Genomic DNA, 15,387 nt, shown 5'->3' on the forward strand with positions numbered 1-15,387 from the left:
GTATGATCTGCCCTCCCTTGATGTGCGATCTGTGGGAGAGTAAGTATCGAATGGAGAGTGCTAGATAATGGCCTTCGAGAGCGGGCGAAAGGAGGCACTTTCAGCGCACAACGTCACCCCGGAGTAACCGCCATGCGAAACCTGACCGACGAAGCATCGCTCTATGTCGAGCGCTGGAACAGCCAGCCGGCTGGTCCGTCGGCCGACTGCCCGGTGCGTGGTGTGCTGGACAAGATCAGCGACAAGTGGAGCATGCTGCTGGTGATGACGCTGGCGAGTGGACCAAAGCGGTTCAATCAGCTGCGACGCGAAGTGCCCGACATTTCCCAGAAAATGCTGACCCAGACGCTGCGCGATCTGCAGCGAGACGGCATGGTGGCACGCCGCGTGTTCGACACGAAGCCTCCGTCGGTGGAGTATCGGCTGACGCCGCTCGGCGCATCGATCATCGTGCCGTTTGGGCAGCTGATACACTGGGCGAGCGAAAATCACCCGCAGATCGACGCTGCCCGGGTCGAGTTCGACCAGCCTGCTAACTGACTCAGATTCCAGAATGGTCAGGGTCGCATAGTTGATGCGCGCTGATAAGCCATAGGGCAGGGTGAGCCCGGGCTGGGTATGCCCTGGTTTGATCATCCTGTTCTCCCCCGGGCCGGTCGGCAACAAGAGAGTTGTGAGTATTGCAAGGCAAGGTTTGCGGCAGCGCAAACATCCGGTTGTGCTGTTGCAGTGATGCACTTGCAAAGTAGCTTTCGGGGCATAGTGTGCTGCGGCGTTTGTGGAGCGACAGCCATGCTGCGCCGAGAACTTACTAAAGGCCAGTCGTGAGCATTCCGCGTCCATTTGTTGCTCTGTCCATTGCAACGGTGCTCTCCACTACCGGCACCCGGTTCTCTGCCATCGCCATTCCGTGGCTGGTGTTGACAACCACTGGGAGCCCCGTGCTCACCGGCCTCGCGGGATTTGCTGAAATGCTGCCCTATGTGCTGGCCAAAGCACTGGGTGGCCCGCTGATCGATCGGATCGGCGCGAGGCGCATCGCCGTCTGGTGCGATGTGCTTTCGACCATCGCCGTGGCGCTCGTGCCCCTTCTGTATTGGGCGGGTATGCTGTCTATCTGGGTGTTGCTGCCCTGCGTGGCGCTGATCGGCGTGCTGCGTGCGCCGTCCGATGCTGCCAAGCAGGCATTGGTGCCGACCGTTGCCAGCTTGGCACAAGTGCCGCTGGAGCGCGTGACCGGCGTGGTTGGCGCCAGCGAGCGGCTGGCTGGCACATTGGGGGCGGCCAGCGCCGGCGCACTCATCGCGCTGCTTGGGTCGGGTGGCGCATTGGTGGTCAACGCGCTCGCATTCCTGCTTTCGGCGGTGGTGCTGGGGCTTGGAGTTGCCGGAAGGCATGTCCCCGCACCCCTCGAGAAAGCCACCGGGAGCAGTTACGGGGCCGAACTGGTGGCGGGCTGGCAGGTGTTGCGCAAGGATGCAGTGCTGATGGGGCTGGTGATCATGATCGCCGTCACCAACTTGTTCGATCAGGCCTATTCTATGGTGCTACTGCCGGTTTGGGTGCATACGGCAGGGCTGGACGTGTCCTGGGTCGGTATCCTGCTGGCCTGCTTTTCTGGTTCGGCAATCCTCGGCGCGGCAGTCGCGGCGGTGTATGGCGCCCGCCTGCCACGGCTGCTGCTTTATACCGTGGGCTTCTTCTGCGCCGGTCCCCTGGCCATGGGGATCTATGCCATCAACCTGCCGCTGCCCGGGATCGTCGTGGTGCTGCTGATGGGCGGATTTGCTGCCGGGTTTATCAATCCCATCGTCGGGGCCATTCTCTTCGAGCGCATTCCAGCTCCCATGGTGGGGCGGGTCATCGCGCTGGTAGGCGCACTCACCTGGTCGCTCATTCCGTTTGGCGGGCTCTATGCGGGTCTGCTGGTGGACGGGGCAGGGATCGCAGTGGCGTTCGGGGTCACGGCATTGCTCTACTTCGTTGCCACGGTCGTTCCACTCTCCGTGCCTAGCTTCCGGCAGATGAATCGTCGGGCCGTGGTCCCAGTCTGATCTCCACAGCTTGTGCCGAGGGAAATTCGCAATTTTCCGCGAAATCGGGTACATATTTGGGTAGTTCGAACAAACAAGAATCACCCCAGTGACCGATACGCCTCAGAACGGAACCGGCGCACCGCCGCCATCCGACATTGCGATGATCTCAATCACCGACGAGATGCGCAAAAGCTACCTCGATTACGCGATGAGCGTTATCGTGAGCCGAGCGCTGCCGGACGTGCGCGACGGGCTGAAGCCCGTTCACCGCCGCATCCTGTTCTCGATGAGCGAAAACGGCTACGAGTACAATAAGCCGTTCCGTAAGTCGGCCCGTGTCGTGGGTGACGTGATTGGTAAGTACCACCCCCACGGCGACAGCGCGGTCTATATGGCCTTGGTGCGCATGGCCCAGGACTTCTCGATGGGCGAACTGCTCGCGGAAGGTCAGGGGAACTTCGGTTCGGTCGACGGCGATATGCCCGCCGCGATGCGTTACACCGAAGTTCGCATGCAGAGGATCACCAATTCCCTGCTCGACGACCTCGACAAGGATACGGTGGATTTCCGCGACAACTATGACGGCTCGGAGCGCGAGCCGACCGTCATGCCTGCGCGCTTCCCCAACATGCTGGTCAACGGCGGGAGCGGTATCGCCGTCGGCATGGCGACCAATATCCCAACGCACAGCTTGTCGGAGACCATCGACGCAGCGCTGCTGCTGCTCGACAATCCCTATGCCACGACCGAAGAGCTCATGCAGGTCATGCCGGGACCAGACTTCCCGACTGGCGGTATCATTCTGGGTCGCGCTGGCATTCGGGCTGCCTATGAAACCGGCCGCGGCTCGATCATGGTGCGTGGCCGCGTGGCGATCGAAGAGGTTCGCAAGGACCGCGAAGCCATCATCATCACCGAGCTGCCCTATCAGGTAAACAAGGCCGTCCTGGTCGAGAAGATCGCCGAACTGGTGCGCGAAAAGCGCATCGAGGGCATTGGCGACCTGCGCGACGAATCCTCGCGCGAAGGCATGCGTGTGGTCATCGAGATCAAGCGCGACGCACTGCCTGACGTGGTGCTGAACCAGCTCTATCGCTACACGCAGCTGCAAAGCTCGTTTGGCTGCAACTTCGTGGCGCTCAACGGCGGCAAGCCGCAGCTGATGAATGCCCATGAGATCCTCACGGCCTTCATCAACTTCCGTCATGAAGTGGTTACGCGCCGCGCCCGCTTCCTGCTGAACAAGGCTCGGGATCGCGCCCATATCCTGGTTGGTCTGGCCGTGGCCGTCGCCAACATTGATGAAGTCATCCACGTGATCCGCACAGCGCCCGATCCGGCGACGGCGCGCGAGCAGTTGATGACCCGCCGTTGGCCGGCCGAAGACGTTGCGCCGCTGATCAAGCTGATCGACGATCCACGCCACCGCATGAATGAAGACGGTACGTTCAACCTTTCGGAAGAGCAGGCGCGTGCCATCCTTGAACTGCGTCTGGCACGCCTCACGGCGCTTGGCCGCGACGAAATCGGCGACGAGCTGAACGGCCTTGGCGCCGATATCGCGGATTACCTCGATATTTTGCGTAGCCGCGAGCGCGTGGTCGAGATCATCCGCACCGAACTTGTCGAGATCAAGGAGCAGTTCGGTAAGCCGCGCCGCACCGAAATCACCGACAGCCTCGGCGAATTCGACGACGAAGATCTGATCGCCCGCGAAGACATGGTCGTTACCGTGTCGCATGAAGGCTACATCAAGCGCGTGCCGCTCTCGACCTATCGGGCGCAGAACCGCGGTGGCAAGGGCCGCGCGGGCATGGCCACACGCGACGAAGATTTCGTGTCGCGCCTGTTCGTCGCCAATACGCATACGCCGGTGCTGTTCTTCACCGACCGCGGCATTGCCTACAAGCTCAAGGTGTGGCGCCTGCCGCTGGCGGCCGCCAATGCCCGTGGCAAGGCACTGATCAATATCCTGCCGCTTGAGCAGGGCGAACGGCTGACCACCATCATGCCGCTGCCCGAAGACGAGACGAGCTGGGGTAATCTCGACATCATGTTCGCTACGACGCGCGGCACGGTTCGCCGCAACTCGCTGGCCGACTTCGTCGAAGTGCGCCAGAACGGCAAGATTGCCATGAAGCTCGACGAGGGCGACCAGATCGTCGGCGTGTCGACGGCCTCAGTCAATGACGACGTGCTGCTGACCACGGCGCTGGGACAGGCCATCCGCTTCCGCACCGACGACGTTCGCCTGTTCAAGGGCCGTGACTCCATGGGCGTGCGCGGCATCCAGCTGGCCGAAGGCGACACCGTGATCTCGATGGCCGTGATCAACCACTCCGACGCTTCGGCGGAAGAGCGTGCGGCCTACCTCAAGATGAGCCGTGCGGTGCGTGGCGAGGGTGCGGAAGAAGAAAACGGTTCGGACGAGGGCGATGTCGTCGCCGGCGAACTGCCGCAGGAACGCTATGCCGAGATGAGCGCCATCGAGCAGTTCATCCTCACCATCTCCGAAAATGGCTATGGCAAGCGCACCTCCAGCCACGAATACCGGATCACCGGCCGTGGCGGTAAGGGCATCGTCGCCATGGCGGTCAACAAGCGCAACGGGCATCTGGTTTCCAGCTTCCCGGTCGCCGACGAAGACCAGATCATGCTGATCACCGACGGTGGCCAGACCATCCGTCTGCCGGTGGGCGGCGACAAGCCGATCCGCATCGTCAGCCGCGGCAGCCAGGGCGTCATCGTGTTCGATACTGCCGAAGGCGAGAAGGTGATGTCGGTGGAACACATTAGCGAGCCCGATGAGGACGAAGTGGAGGCTCCGCCGACTGCAAACGGCGAAGGTGGTGCTCCCGAAGCGCCAGAGCCTGACGCGCCAGAAGCGCCGACGGAAGAATAGTGAAAAGGGGCCCTTCGGGGCCCCTTTAGTTTTTGCTGCGCGGGCAGGGCAGAGACCACAGAGGCGATGGCTCTAGATCCCCACCAGCGCTGCCCGCGGGCCTTTGTCAGCGACCCGGGTTGTGAGTGGCCCGCGGATCAAGTCCGCGGGCAGTACCGGCTGTTGGGAAGAAATGTACCCTGGGCGACGCCGCTTGGCTCGCTCGGCGATCGCTCTTGCCAAATCCTGCGCCGACGTGGCTTGCTGGCGATCTTGAGGAGTCGTCATCATGTTTGAACTTGCGACCTTGCTGCCCTATCTGGGCGCCTGCTTCCTGCTGGCCATTGTGCCTGGCCCGACCGTGACCGTGATCGTTGCCAATTCGCTGGCGCGTGGCACCGGAGCTGGATTGGCGATTGTGGCAGGCACGCAAGCGGGGTTCTTCGTCATGACGCTTGTCGTGGCGCTGGGCATGCAGGCATTGGTAGCCTTTATGGGCTGGGCCTTCGACTGGCTTAAGCTGATCGGTGCCGCCTACCTCGTCTGGCTGGGCTGGAAGATGTGGCGGTCCACCGGCGACCTAGGCGAGGGACAGGTCGATACCGAGCGCTCGCGCTTTCGCGTGGCGGTTGAGGGTTTTCTTGTAATCCTCTCCAATCCAAAGGCTTTGATATTCCTTGGAGCTTTCCTGCCGCAGTTTGTTGACGTCACCCAACCGACTTTTCCGCAAGTGATGGTGCTGGGCATGTTCTTCATGCTCGTGGCCGGTTCCACCGACGCCATTTATGCGATTGTTGCTGGTCGGGCCCGTGGGCTGCTCAGTGCCGCGCGGGTGCGCATGGTGTCTCGCGCTTCGGGCCTGCTCCTGATGGCGGGCGCGGTGTGGCTGGCCGTGCAGAAACGCGCGTGAATTTCATCGCCAAACCACCCGGCTACGGCGCGCTGCTGGCCCTGCCGGTGCCGCGCCGTTTGGCGCTGGCATCGGTGCCAGCCGATTTCGCCGATTGGCTAGACTATGCCGCCATCATCGCGCTGCTGGTGTTTGCCTGGGGAGAGGGGCCGTTCGTGCTGGCCCTATTCGCCTTCTGCCTGACGCTGCCCTATGTGATTATCGGGCCGATGCTAGCCGTGGTGGTGGATCGCGCGCCGTTGGCTCGCATTTTGGTGCTGAGCAATTTGGGCCGCGGGCTGGCCACCCTGGCGCTGATGTTCGCGCCAGATACAGCCATCGTGCTGGCAATCGTCTTTGTCCGCGCAAGCATCGACTCCGCTTTCACGCCGGCGCGGCAGGCTGCCATTCAGACCTCGACCCCGCCCGAATTGCTCTCTAGTGCCAATGGCTTGCACCAGGCGATCAACCAGACGTCCAAGATCGCTGGACCCGCGCTGGGCGGCCTGCTGCTGGCTGTTATGCCGGCGCAAGGCGTGTTCGGTCTTAACGCTGTGCTGTCGCTAGTGGCGGCGGCACTGGTGTTCGGCATCGCCTTGCCCACCAAGCCGCCAAGCGAAGCTGCCGACTTCCGCACCGAATTGTTGGCAGGTGCCGCCGAATTCGGCCGCAGCCGCCTGCTGCTCACGGCGCTGGTATTCTCCGCCGTGGCCTTCTTTGCAGTATTTCTCTACGACGCACTCATTGCGCTGCTGGCCGAAGACTTCGGCCTCGGGGCAACGGCGTTCGGCTTCGGTATCGCCGCATCGGGCGGGGGAGGGCTTATCGGCGCGCTGGTTGCCGGCAGGATTGCGGCCAGTCACCCAGTGGTGAGTATGGTCGCTTCGGCGGTTATTTCGGGCGTCGTCACCATCCTCGTCGCGCTGGCTGCAATCCAGGGTTACGACCTGCCAGCCATCCCATACTTCCTGATCCTGGCTTTGATGGGGGGTACATTCGCCTTCATGCTCGTGCCCTATCGCACCATTGTGCAGACTGAAACGCCGCCCGACCGGATTGCCCGCGTGTTTGCCGCCGGGGAGGCGGTGATTACGGCGGTGATGCTCTCTGCTCCATTCATCGGCAGCGCCATCGCGGCTACCCATGGGACCGGCGCAGCGTTCCTTTGCGGGGGCATTCTGCTGACCACGCTGGGACTTGCGGGCGGGCTCATGCTGGCGTTGCGGGGTGGCAAGGTCAGCTGAACATCGCCGCCTTGCCATGACCCTGATCGCATGACAAAACCCTAGCAACAACAATGGGGAGGGTGTCATGAGCAAGCTGGTTGGGTTCTATCCCGGCTCGTTCGATCCACTGACCAACGGCCATCTCGATGTCATCGAGCGCGCGTGCAAGCTGGTCGACACACTGGTGGTGGCAGTTGGTATCAGCGCCACCAAGAAAAATCCGCTCTTTGCCCATCAGGACCGGTTCGCCATTCTCGAGCAGGTGCTCGGGCCCGTCGGCAAACGTACCGATACCGAGTTCCGTATCGTCGATTTCTCGGGGCTGATGGTCAACGCCGCGCGTGAGCATGGCGCCAAGCTGATCATTCGCGGCCTGCGCGATACGACTGACTACAATTATGAAATGCAGATGGTCGGCATGAACGCCCAGATGGCGCCCGACCTGCAGACAGTATTCCTGCCCTCAAGCCCGCCGGTTCGGCATATCTCGGCCACATTGGTGCGCCAAATCGCTGAAATGGGTGGGGATATTTCCGCCTTCGTTCCTCAAATCGTTCTCAAGGCTCTCAACAGCAAATGACCACCATTACCCGCCGCCTGTTTGGCGCTCTCGTTATCGGCGCCGTTGCGCTCAGCGCCGCTCCCGCCATGGCACAGTCCGGCAATCCGCACCTGATCCTGACTATCAAGGGCGGCGACGTGGATATCGAGCTGCTGCCCGCCCTGGCGCCCAAGCATGTCGAGCGCGTGGTCGCGCTGACCGAGGCCGGTGCGTATGATGGCGTGGTGTTCCATCGCGTGATCGAGGGCTTTATGGCCCAGACCGGGGACGTGGAGTTCGGCAAGAGCGATGCGCCCGGCTTTGACCTGTCGCGCGCCGGCATGGGCGGTTCGGACCAGCCCGACGTGGTCGCCGAATTTAATTCCGAGAGCTTCCAGCGCGGCGTGCTCGGCGCGGCCCGCTCGCAGGATCCGAACTCGTTCAACTCGCAGTTCTTCATCACCACCGCCGATGCCAGCTTCCTCGACGGCCAGTACACCGTGTTCGGCAAGGTGATCTCGGGCATGGAATTTGTCGATGGGCTGGAAAAGGGCTCGCAGTCGAACAACGGCGCCGTTGCCAACCCCGACAAGATCATCGCCGCCAAGATCGAGTACAAGTAAGCGGACATGCCCCCGCGGTTAGAGGCTCGCGAAGTGCGCGCGTCTCGCCGTGGGGGCTAGCGCTTGCACCGGCGGCACTTAGGCCTTACATGCGGGCCACAATTTCCAACGAGAAAGCTCAAACCATGGCCGACTACGCCGATCCCGAAAACACCCTTGTCATCGAAACCAGCCAGGGCACGGTCGTCATCGCGATGCGCCCGGATCTGGCTCCGAACCACGTCGCCCACATCAAGAAGCTGGCTCGTGAAGGCTTCTACGACGGCATCGTGTTCCATCGTGTGATCGAAGGCTTCATGGCCCAGACCGGCTGCCCGCAGGGTCGCGGCACCGGCGGTTCGAAGTACCCGGACCTGAAGCAGGAATTCAACGCTGAGCCGCACGTTCGTGGCACCGCCTCGATGGCCCGCGCCCAGAACCCGGATTCGGCTAACTCGCAGTTCTTTATCTGCTTCACCGACGCGCCGTTCCTGAACAAGCAGTACACTGTTTGGGGCAATGTGATCGAAGGCATGGAAAACGTCGACAAGATCAAGCGCGGCGAGCCGGTCATCAATCCGGACAAGATGCTGTCGGTCAAAGTCGCAGCTGATATCGCTGCTTAATTAGTCTCTGATGCGGCGCTGGATCAAACCAGCGCCGCAACTGTTTTGACGGCCAGCTCAGGCCACTGCACTCAAGTTTTTCATCGCGGATTGCGAACGACTCTGCCTATCCTTGCTCATCGGATTGAGCGGAGACGAGCGGAGTGCGCGCGATGGACACCGTGCTTTGGGCATTGCTCGGCATTATTGCCGGGGCATGCATTGCCACGCAGGCGCCAATCAATGCTCAGCTTGGACGAGCTCTCGGCATGCCGTTCGCCGCGGCTGCCATGTCCTTCCTTGCGGGGGCGATCGCGCTCTGGGTGGTTAGTTTCGCCATTTCGGCGAGCACCGGCGTTGCCATCAATTTCACGGCGCCAGCGCCCTGGCTATTCGTCACCGGCGGCCTGCTGGGTGCCGTTTTCGTAACATCGACAATCGTGCTGACGCCGATGATCGGAACGGCGGCGGTGATGGCGCTCGCAATCTCCGGCCAGCTGATTGCGGGACTGACGCTCGACCGGATCGGTTTTCTGGGTACCGCGGTGCGCGAGATTTCGATGGGTCGCGTAGCAGGGGCGGTCCTGCTGGTGATCGGGGCGTTGATGATCCGGCTGCTTTAGCAATCGCGATCAAACCTCTGCGCAAACGCGTTTCACCCGACGGTGAGCCGTGCTAGGCAGACTTCATGCGCGTATCCGATTTCGACTTCGACCTTCCCGAAAACCTCATTGCCCTGCATCCGGCCGAGCCGCGCGATTCCGCGCGACTGCTGCTGGTTGACCCAGTTGAGGGCCTGTTTGACCGGTATATTCCTGACCTGCTGACGCTGTTGCGTGCAGGCGACGTGCTTGTCGTCAATGACACGCGCGTTTTGCCCGCCGAGTTGCGCGGAACCCGTATCCGCGGGGAAAATCGGGCGACGGTTTCGTTCAACCTGCACAAGCGGGTGGATAGCCATACCTGGAGGGCCTTTGCGCGGCCGGCCAAGCGCCTGGCCCTGCTGGATGAGCTTGAACTGGGGAACGGGGAAGCCGACCCGATCAAGGCACGTGTGGCGGGCAAGGGCGAGACCGGCGAAATCACGCTGGAATTCGAACTAGGTGGTGCCCAGCTCGACGAAGCGATCAAATCTCACGGCGCCATGCCGTTGCCGCCCTATATCGGCGCCAAGCGCGGTCTCGAAGAGCGCGACAAGATCGACTACCAGACCGTCTATGCGGCTGAAGATGGTGCAGTGGCCGCCCCGACGGCGGGTCTGCATTTCACCGAGGCGCTGCTGCAAAAGCTCAGCGACATGGGTGTGACCATCGAACGGGTCACGCTGCATGTGGGGGCAGGGACCTTCCTGCCGATGAAGGCAGAAGACACCGACGACCACGTGATGCACTCGGAGTGGGGCGAACTCGACGCGGCAACGGTTGAGCGCATTCTCGCGAAAAAGGCTGCGGGCGGCCGCGTGGTTGCGGTTGGAACGACCAGCCTGCGCCTGCTGGAAACGGCGTCGCGCGCCACCGGCACGCTGCAGCCATTCGTCGGCGACACCGACATTTTCATCACGCCCGGATTCCAGTTCCGCACCGTCGACGTTCTGATGACCAATTTCCACCTGCCCAAATCGACGCTCTTCATGCTCGTCAGCGCCTTTGCCGGCATGGACGTTATGAAGCAGGCCTATGCCCATGCGATACAGGAAGGTTACCGGTTCTACTCCTACGGCGATTCATCGCTGCTGCTGCGTGCGGCGCATCCGGACGACTAGGAATAGGCCGCGCGCAAGCCTGTCTCTGGGCCAGGATGCCCCAGAGACAGGGAGCGTCGGGACTTAGATCCCTGCAGCTTCGTGGGTCAGCTCCCCGGTGAAGGAGCATGACGCACCGTGATAGTACATGCAGCCGCTGCGTTCTTCGAGCACTAGCGTGCCATCGTCGGCGAAGGTGATGCCGATCTCGCAAACGCGGGCATTGACTGGATTGTCACCGAGCTTGGGGTCGTAGTCCTCGTTTTCGACGAAGAAGTTGCCGCCGGTCTCGGTCATGATCATTTCGCCATCAATGCCGCCGCCGCAACCGCCACCGGCATCGCTGATGGGAACCAGGGTCTGGAGAGACACGGCGTAGACATCGCCCTGCAGGTGGGTGAATTCTGCTTCGAGTTCGCCCTCGCCAGAGCCCATGTAAAAGCCGGCGCGGTCGCCGAGCGGGCCCTGTGCCTCCTGCGCCAGCGTGGGCGCGGTGATTGCCAAGAACAGCGGCAGCAGAAGAATAGCCTTACGCATCAATGTGTTTCCCTCAAGCAATTGCGAATCCAACAGTGCCGGGGAACATGGCGGAATTCGGTCGCTGCTGCCAGTTGTCCGGGATGCCGTGACCGGCTACAACCCGGCACCATGAAACAAGTCACCTTTACCCTTTCCGCCACCGACGGCATGGCGCGGCGCGGCCGTATCGACACGCCTCGTGGCGATATCCAGACGCCGGCCTTTATGCCCGTGGGTACCGCCGGCACCGTCAAGGCCATGTATCCCGAGCAGGTGCGCGAAACCGGCGCCGATATCCTCTTGGGCAATACCTATCACTTGATGCTGCGCCCCGGTGCAGAGCGGGTGGCGGCGCAGGGCGGGTTGCACGAGTTCATGGATTGGCAGCGTCCCATCCTGACCGATAGCGGCGGCTTCCAGGTGATGTCGCTGGCCAAGCTGCGAAAGCTCAACGAACACGGCGTGACCTTCAAATCGCATATTGATGGTTCGGCCTATGAGCTGACCCCCGAGCGTTCGATCGAAATCCAGACGCTGCTCGATAGCGACATCATCATGCAGCTCGACGAGTGCCTGAAGTTGCCCGCCGAGCGCAAGGAAATGGAACGTGCGATGGAGCTGTCGCTCCGCTGGGCCGACCGCTCGAAAGTGGCGTTCAACAACCAGTCCAATCGTGCGCTGTTCGGCATCGTGCAAGGCGGTGACGACGCCGAACTGCGGTCGCGCTCGGCGCAGGGGCTCAAGTCCATCGGCTTTGATGGCTATGCTGTTGGCGGTCTTGCAGTGGGTGAGCCGCAGGAAGTGATGTTCCGCGTGCTTGAGAACATCACCCCCGAACTGCCGGAAGACCGCCCACGCTACCTGATGGGTGTCGGCAAGCCCGATGACATTCTGGGCGCCGTTGGGCGCGGCATCGACATGTTCGATTGCGTCCACCCCACGCGTGCCGGCCGGCATGGGCACGTCTACACGCGCTTTGGCGTCATCAACCTGAAGAATGCCCGGCATAGGGATGATCACAGGCCGATCGACGAGGCTTCGCCCAATCCCAATTGCCGCCGTTGGAGCCGCGCCTATCTGCACCATCTCGTTAAGACAGAAGAGATTTTGGGCGCGATGATCCTTTCCCAGATCAACCTGGCCTATTATCAAGAGCTGGTGCAGGGGTGCCGGGCCGCTATCGAAGGCGGCCGGTTCAACGACTTCGCGGCGGAAACGCGGGCGGCCTGGGCCGCTGGCGATCTGCCGGTTATCTGACGATCAGGAAGGGTTCATCGCAATGGCGAAATCTGGACGCAAAGCTAGCTTCTCTAGCCTCGACAAACACCGTAAGCGGCTTGCCGAGCAGCCCATGCGCGTGCAGTTCGCGATCGATCCGAACCGCTTCCGTCGCTATTCGGCGACGGGCGCCGGCGTGCTGCTCGACTATTCCAAGAACCGCATCGACGAAGAGGTGATGGCTGCCCTGTTCGACCTGGCCCGTGCGGCCGGTGTTGAGGAGCGCCGCGACCAGATGTGCGAAGGCGAGCACATCAACATCACCGAAGACCGCGCTGTGATGCATATGGCGCTGCGCTATCAGGGCGAACACCCAGTGCCGGTGGACGGCAAGGATGTGATGCCGGAGGTCCGTGGCGTGCTGAAGGCCATCGAGGCCTATACCAATGACGTGCGCAACGGCACCATTCGGGGCCACGGCGGCGAACAGTTTACCGACGTCGTCAACATCGGCATCGGCGGTTCCGACCTTGGGCCGGCCATGGTGACGCTGGCTCTCGAGCCCTATACGCGCGCTGATCTGCGCGCCCACTACGTCAGCAACGTCGATGGCGCGCATATCCACGACGTTCTCAAGCGTCTCGACCCCAAGAAGACACTGTTCATCGTGGCGTCGAAGACCTTCACCACCGACGAGACCATGACCAACGCCAATTCGGCCCGCAAGTGGCTGGCGGATGCGTTGGGTGAGGTCGCTGTGCCAAACCACTTCGCCGCGGTTTCGACCAATATCGAGGCCTGCGCCAAGTTCGGCATCCGCGAAGACCGTATCTTCGGTTTCTGGGACTGGGTTGGCGGACGCTACTCGGTCTGGTCGGCCATCGGCCTGCCGATCGCTCTGGCTGTCGGCTACGACAATTTCGCCAAGTTCCTTGCTGGCGCTGACGCCATGGACCGGCACTTCCTGTCGGCCCCGCTTGAGCAGAACCTGCCGGTCATCATGGCGCTGCTTGGCGTGTGGTATCGCAACGTCTGGGGTTTCTCGACCCATGCCGTGCTGCCCTACGACCAGCGCATGAGCCGCTTTGCTGCCTATCTGCAGCAGCAGGATATGGAATCGAACGGCAAGTCGGTGACGCTGGCGGGCAAGCCTGTGGGCTGGTCGACCGGCCCCATCGTCTGGGGCGAGCCGGGCACCAATGGACAGCACGCGTTCTACCAGCTGATCCATCAGGGTACCGACGTCATTCCCTGCGACTTCCTGATCGCGGCCCGTCCGCACGAAAACTTGCCGCCGCATCACGACAAGCTCGTCGCCAACGTGCTGGCACAGTCCGAAGCGCTGATGCTGGGCAAGACCGAAGAAGAGGTCATTGGCGAACTGAAGGCCCAGGGCCTGTCCAAGGATCACATCAAGGCTCTGACCCCGCATAAGGTGTTCCCGGGCAATCGTCCGTCGAACACGCTCTTCTATGAGCAGCTGACCCCCGAGACTCTTGGGTCGCTTGTGGCGCTCTATGAGCACAAGGTGTTTACGCAGGGCGTGATCTGGAATGTAAATTCCTACGACCAGTGGGGTGTGGAGCTGGGCAAGCAGCTTGCCAAGGCCTTGCTGCCAAAGGTCGAGGGCAAGCAGACCGGGGAAGGGCACGACAGCTCCACCCAGGGCCTGCTGGCCTACTACCTCGCCAACAAAGGCTAAGTGCTTGATCATCAAGACGGATGAGCAGCTCGTCGCGCTCAAGGAAATCGGCCAGATCTGTGGTCTCGTACGTGATGCCATGGCGCAGGCTTTGCGCCCCGGCATCACCACGCTTGAGCTCGACGAACTCGGCCGGCGCCTGCTGGCAGCGCACGGCGCCCAATCGGCGCCCGAGCTGACCTACAATTTTCCAGGCGCCACCTGCATCTCAGTCAACGAGGAAATCGCCCACGGCATTCCCGGTGACCGGGTGATCAAGGCTGGCGACCTAGTGAATATCGACGTCTCCGCCGAGAAAAACGGCGTCTTTGCGGACTGCGGCGCGTCGTTCCTGCTGCCGCCCGGTCATGCCAAGCTCGAAGCGCTCTGCCGTGATGGCAAGAAGGCGATGTGGGCCGGCATTCGTGCGGTCAAGGCTGGTGCGCCGCTCGCTGATATTGGCGACGCCATCGGCAAGTTTGCCAAGAAGGGCGGCTACACGCTGATCCGCAATCTCGCCAGCCACGGGGTAGGCGACAGCCTGCATGACGAGCCCGGTGAGATTTCGACCTGGCCAGACAAGGGCGAACGCCGCCGCATGACTGACGGGCTGGTGTTCACCATCGAGCCTTTCCTGTCGCTGGGCGGCAGGATGGCCGACCAGAAATCTGATGATGATGAATGGACGCTGGTCGCCACGCCGAGCGCGCCTTGCGTGCAGTACGAGCACACCGTGGTGGCGACGCCCCGCGGGGCCATCGTCGTGACGCTGGGCGAACCCTAGAGCCAGACCATCAGCATCGGGCCCATGACGATCATCGCCAGCCCGACGACGAAGCGCAGATTGCCCAGGCTCCGCAGATTGGGCGCGCTGAGAATGCTCGACAGCACCAAGAATGCGCCTAGCGCGATGAACGCCGGAGTCAGCGGTGACAGGGACGGCGCCGTCTTCTCGGTCAGCTGCAGATAGATCATGTGCCCGCCGACAAAGCCGAGCAGGGCGGTGATAACTACCGTCACAGCCTTGGAGGCGATGAGCAGGGCCATGTCGATGGTATTGCTGGAGATCAGCAGGGCCAGTCCTGTCGCGGTGACATGAACTGCCGCAAGCGTCGAGAACAGGCGCCCATCGGCCAGCATAGGCACCAGTTCGGGCGGTGCGTTCAGCGGCAGCGAGCCGACCATCGGCAGGTTGGCGCCGTACTGGGCAAACAGGTAGATCACATAGAGCATCACGACGGTGCTCAGTGCGAAGACTAATGCCGTCGCCGCCAGCACCTTGAGCAAATCAGTGATATCTCGAGACACGCGCGCAACCGTTCATGTGGGGATGGACTGGCCGGAGGCGGCCGTTGGGTAACGGATAGGTCGGGACGGTGTGACGGTTCAAGAAAATTCTTGCCGGACCAGCTGGCTCCGGGCGGAGGGATCGTCGATGTCGCTTGAAA

Annotated in this window: 15 protein-coding genes; 13 read left to right on the plus strand and 2 right to left on the minus strand. The window is 62.1% G+C overall.

The window, feature by feature from the left end:
- Positions 1–132 precede the first annotated feature (132 nt).
- From ACZ5WT_RS14720 to queA, 10 genes are all read left to right on the plus strand, one after another.
- Positions 133–540, plus strand: a complete 408-nt coding sequence (locus ACZ5WT_RS14720) for a winged helix-turn-helix transcriptional regulator (RefSeq protein WP_464284530.1) — start codon at positions 133–135, stop codon at positions 538–540.
- A gap of 284 nt (positions 541–824) precedes the next feature.
- On the plus strand, positions 825–2,054 hold the full coding sequence (locus ACZ5WT_RS14725; protein ID WP_464284531.1) for an MFS transporter: 1,230 nt from the start codon (positions 825–827) through the stop codon (positions 2,052–2,054).
- A 142-nt stretch (positions 2,055–2,196) separates the two neighbouring features.
- Positions 2,197–4,938 carry a DNA gyrase subunit A gene (gene gyrA / locus ACZ5WT_RS14730; RefSeq protein ID WP_464287219.1) on the plus strand — a complete coding sequence of 914 codons (2,742 nt, stop codon included), beginning with the start codon at positions 2,197–2,199 and terminating at the stop codon, positions 4,936–4,938.
- A gap of 268 nt (positions 4,939–5,206) precedes the next feature.
- Positions 5,207–5,827, plus strand: coding sequence for a LysE family translocator (locus ACZ5WT_RS14735; protein ID WP_464284532.1), 621 nt, complete (start codon positions 5,207–5,209; stop codon positions 5,825–5,827).
- A complete protein-coding gene (locus tag ACZ5WT_RS14740) occupies positions 5,824–7,050 on the plus strand; it encodes an MFS transporter (RefSeq protein WP_464284533.1) in 1,227 nt (408 codons plus the stop codon). Before ACZ5WT_RS14735 ends, ACZ5WT_RS14740 begins: the two co-directional genes overlap by 4 nt.
- 67 nt (positions 7,051–7,117) lie before the next feature.
- A complete protein-coding gene (gene coaD / locus ACZ5WT_RS14745) occupies positions 7,118–7,612 on the plus strand; it encodes a pantetheine-phosphate adenylyltransferase (protein WP_464284534.1) in 495 nt (164 codons plus the stop codon).
- Positions 7,609–8,196: a peptidylprolyl isomerase gene (locus ACZ5WT_RS14750; RefSeq protein WP_464284535.1), complete on the plus strand. Its 588-nt coding sequence runs from the start codon at positions 7,609–7,611 to the stop codon at positions 8,194–8,196. Before coaD ends, ACZ5WT_RS14750 begins: the two co-directional genes overlap by 4 nt.
- Positions 8,197–8,321: 125 nt before the next feature.
- A complete protein-coding gene (locus ACZ5WT_RS14755) occupies positions 8,322–8,801 on the plus strand; it encodes a peptidylprolyl isomerase (RefSeq protein ID WP_464284536.1) in 480 nt (159 codons plus the stop codon).
- A gap of 152 nt (positions 8,802–8,953) precedes the next feature.
- Positions 8,954–9,403, plus strand: coding sequence for a DMT family transporter (locus tag ACZ5WT_RS14760; protein WP_464284537.1), 450 nt, complete (start codon positions 8,954–8,956; stop codon positions 9,401–9,403).
- 65 nt (positions 9,404–9,468) lie between these two features.
- Positions 9,469–10,542: a tRNA preQ1(34) S-adenosylmethionine ribosyltransferase-isomerase QueA gene (gene queA / locus ACZ5WT_RS14765; RefSeq protein WP_464284538.1), complete on the plus strand. Its 1,074-nt coding sequence runs from the start codon at positions 9,469–9,471 to the stop codon at positions 10,540–10,542.
- A 63-nt stretch (positions 10,543–10,605) separates the two neighbouring features.
- Here queA and ACZ5WT_RS14770 read toward each other — a convergent pair whose 3' ends face one another.
- Complete coding sequence (locus ACZ5WT_RS14770) at positions 10,606–11,058, minus strand: hypothetical protein (RefSeq protein ID WP_464284539.1); 453 nt, start codon at positions 11,056–11,058, stop codon at positions 10,606–10,608.
- Between the two features lie 111 nt (positions 11,059–11,169).
- On the opposite strand from ACZ5WT_RS14770, the gene tgt reads away from it, so the two are divergent.
- Genes tgt through map form a run of 3 tightly spaced genes read left to right on the plus strand, consistent with a single transcriptional unit; the run spans position 11,170 to position 14,723 of the window.
- Positions 11,170–12,297, plus strand: a complete 1,128-nt coding sequence (gene tgt / locus ACZ5WT_RS14775; RefSeq protein ID WP_464284540.1) for a tRNA guanosine(34) transglycosylase Tgt — start codon at positions 11,170–11,172, stop codon at positions 12,295–12,297.
- Positions 12,298–12,319: 22 nt separating this feature from the next.
- Complete coding sequence (gene pgi, locus ACZ5WT_RS14780; protein WP_464284541.1) at positions 12,320–13,960, plus strand: glucose-6-phosphate isomerase; 1,641 nt, start codon at positions 12,320–12,322, stop codon at positions 13,958–13,960.
- Between the two features lie 4 nt (positions 13,961–13,964).
- Complete coding sequence (gene map, locus ACZ5WT_RS14785) at positions 13,965–14,723, plus strand: type I methionyl aminopeptidase (protein WP_464284542.1); 759 nt, start codon at positions 13,965–13,967, stop codon at positions 14,721–14,723.
- Here map and ACZ5WT_RS14790 read toward each other — a convergent pair.
- Positions 14,720–15,247 (minus strand): hypothetical protein, encoded by a 528-nt coding sequence (locus tag ACZ5WT_RS14790; RefSeq protein WP_464284543.1) that lies wholly within the window; start codon positions 15,245–15,247, stop codon positions 14,720–14,722. The two genes, map and ACZ5WT_RS14790, sit on opposite strands and share 4 nt — an antisense overlap.
- Between the last annotated feature and the right edge of the window lie 140 nt (positions 15,248–15,387).

The organism is Devosia sp. T2-14 (assembly GCF_055397495.1).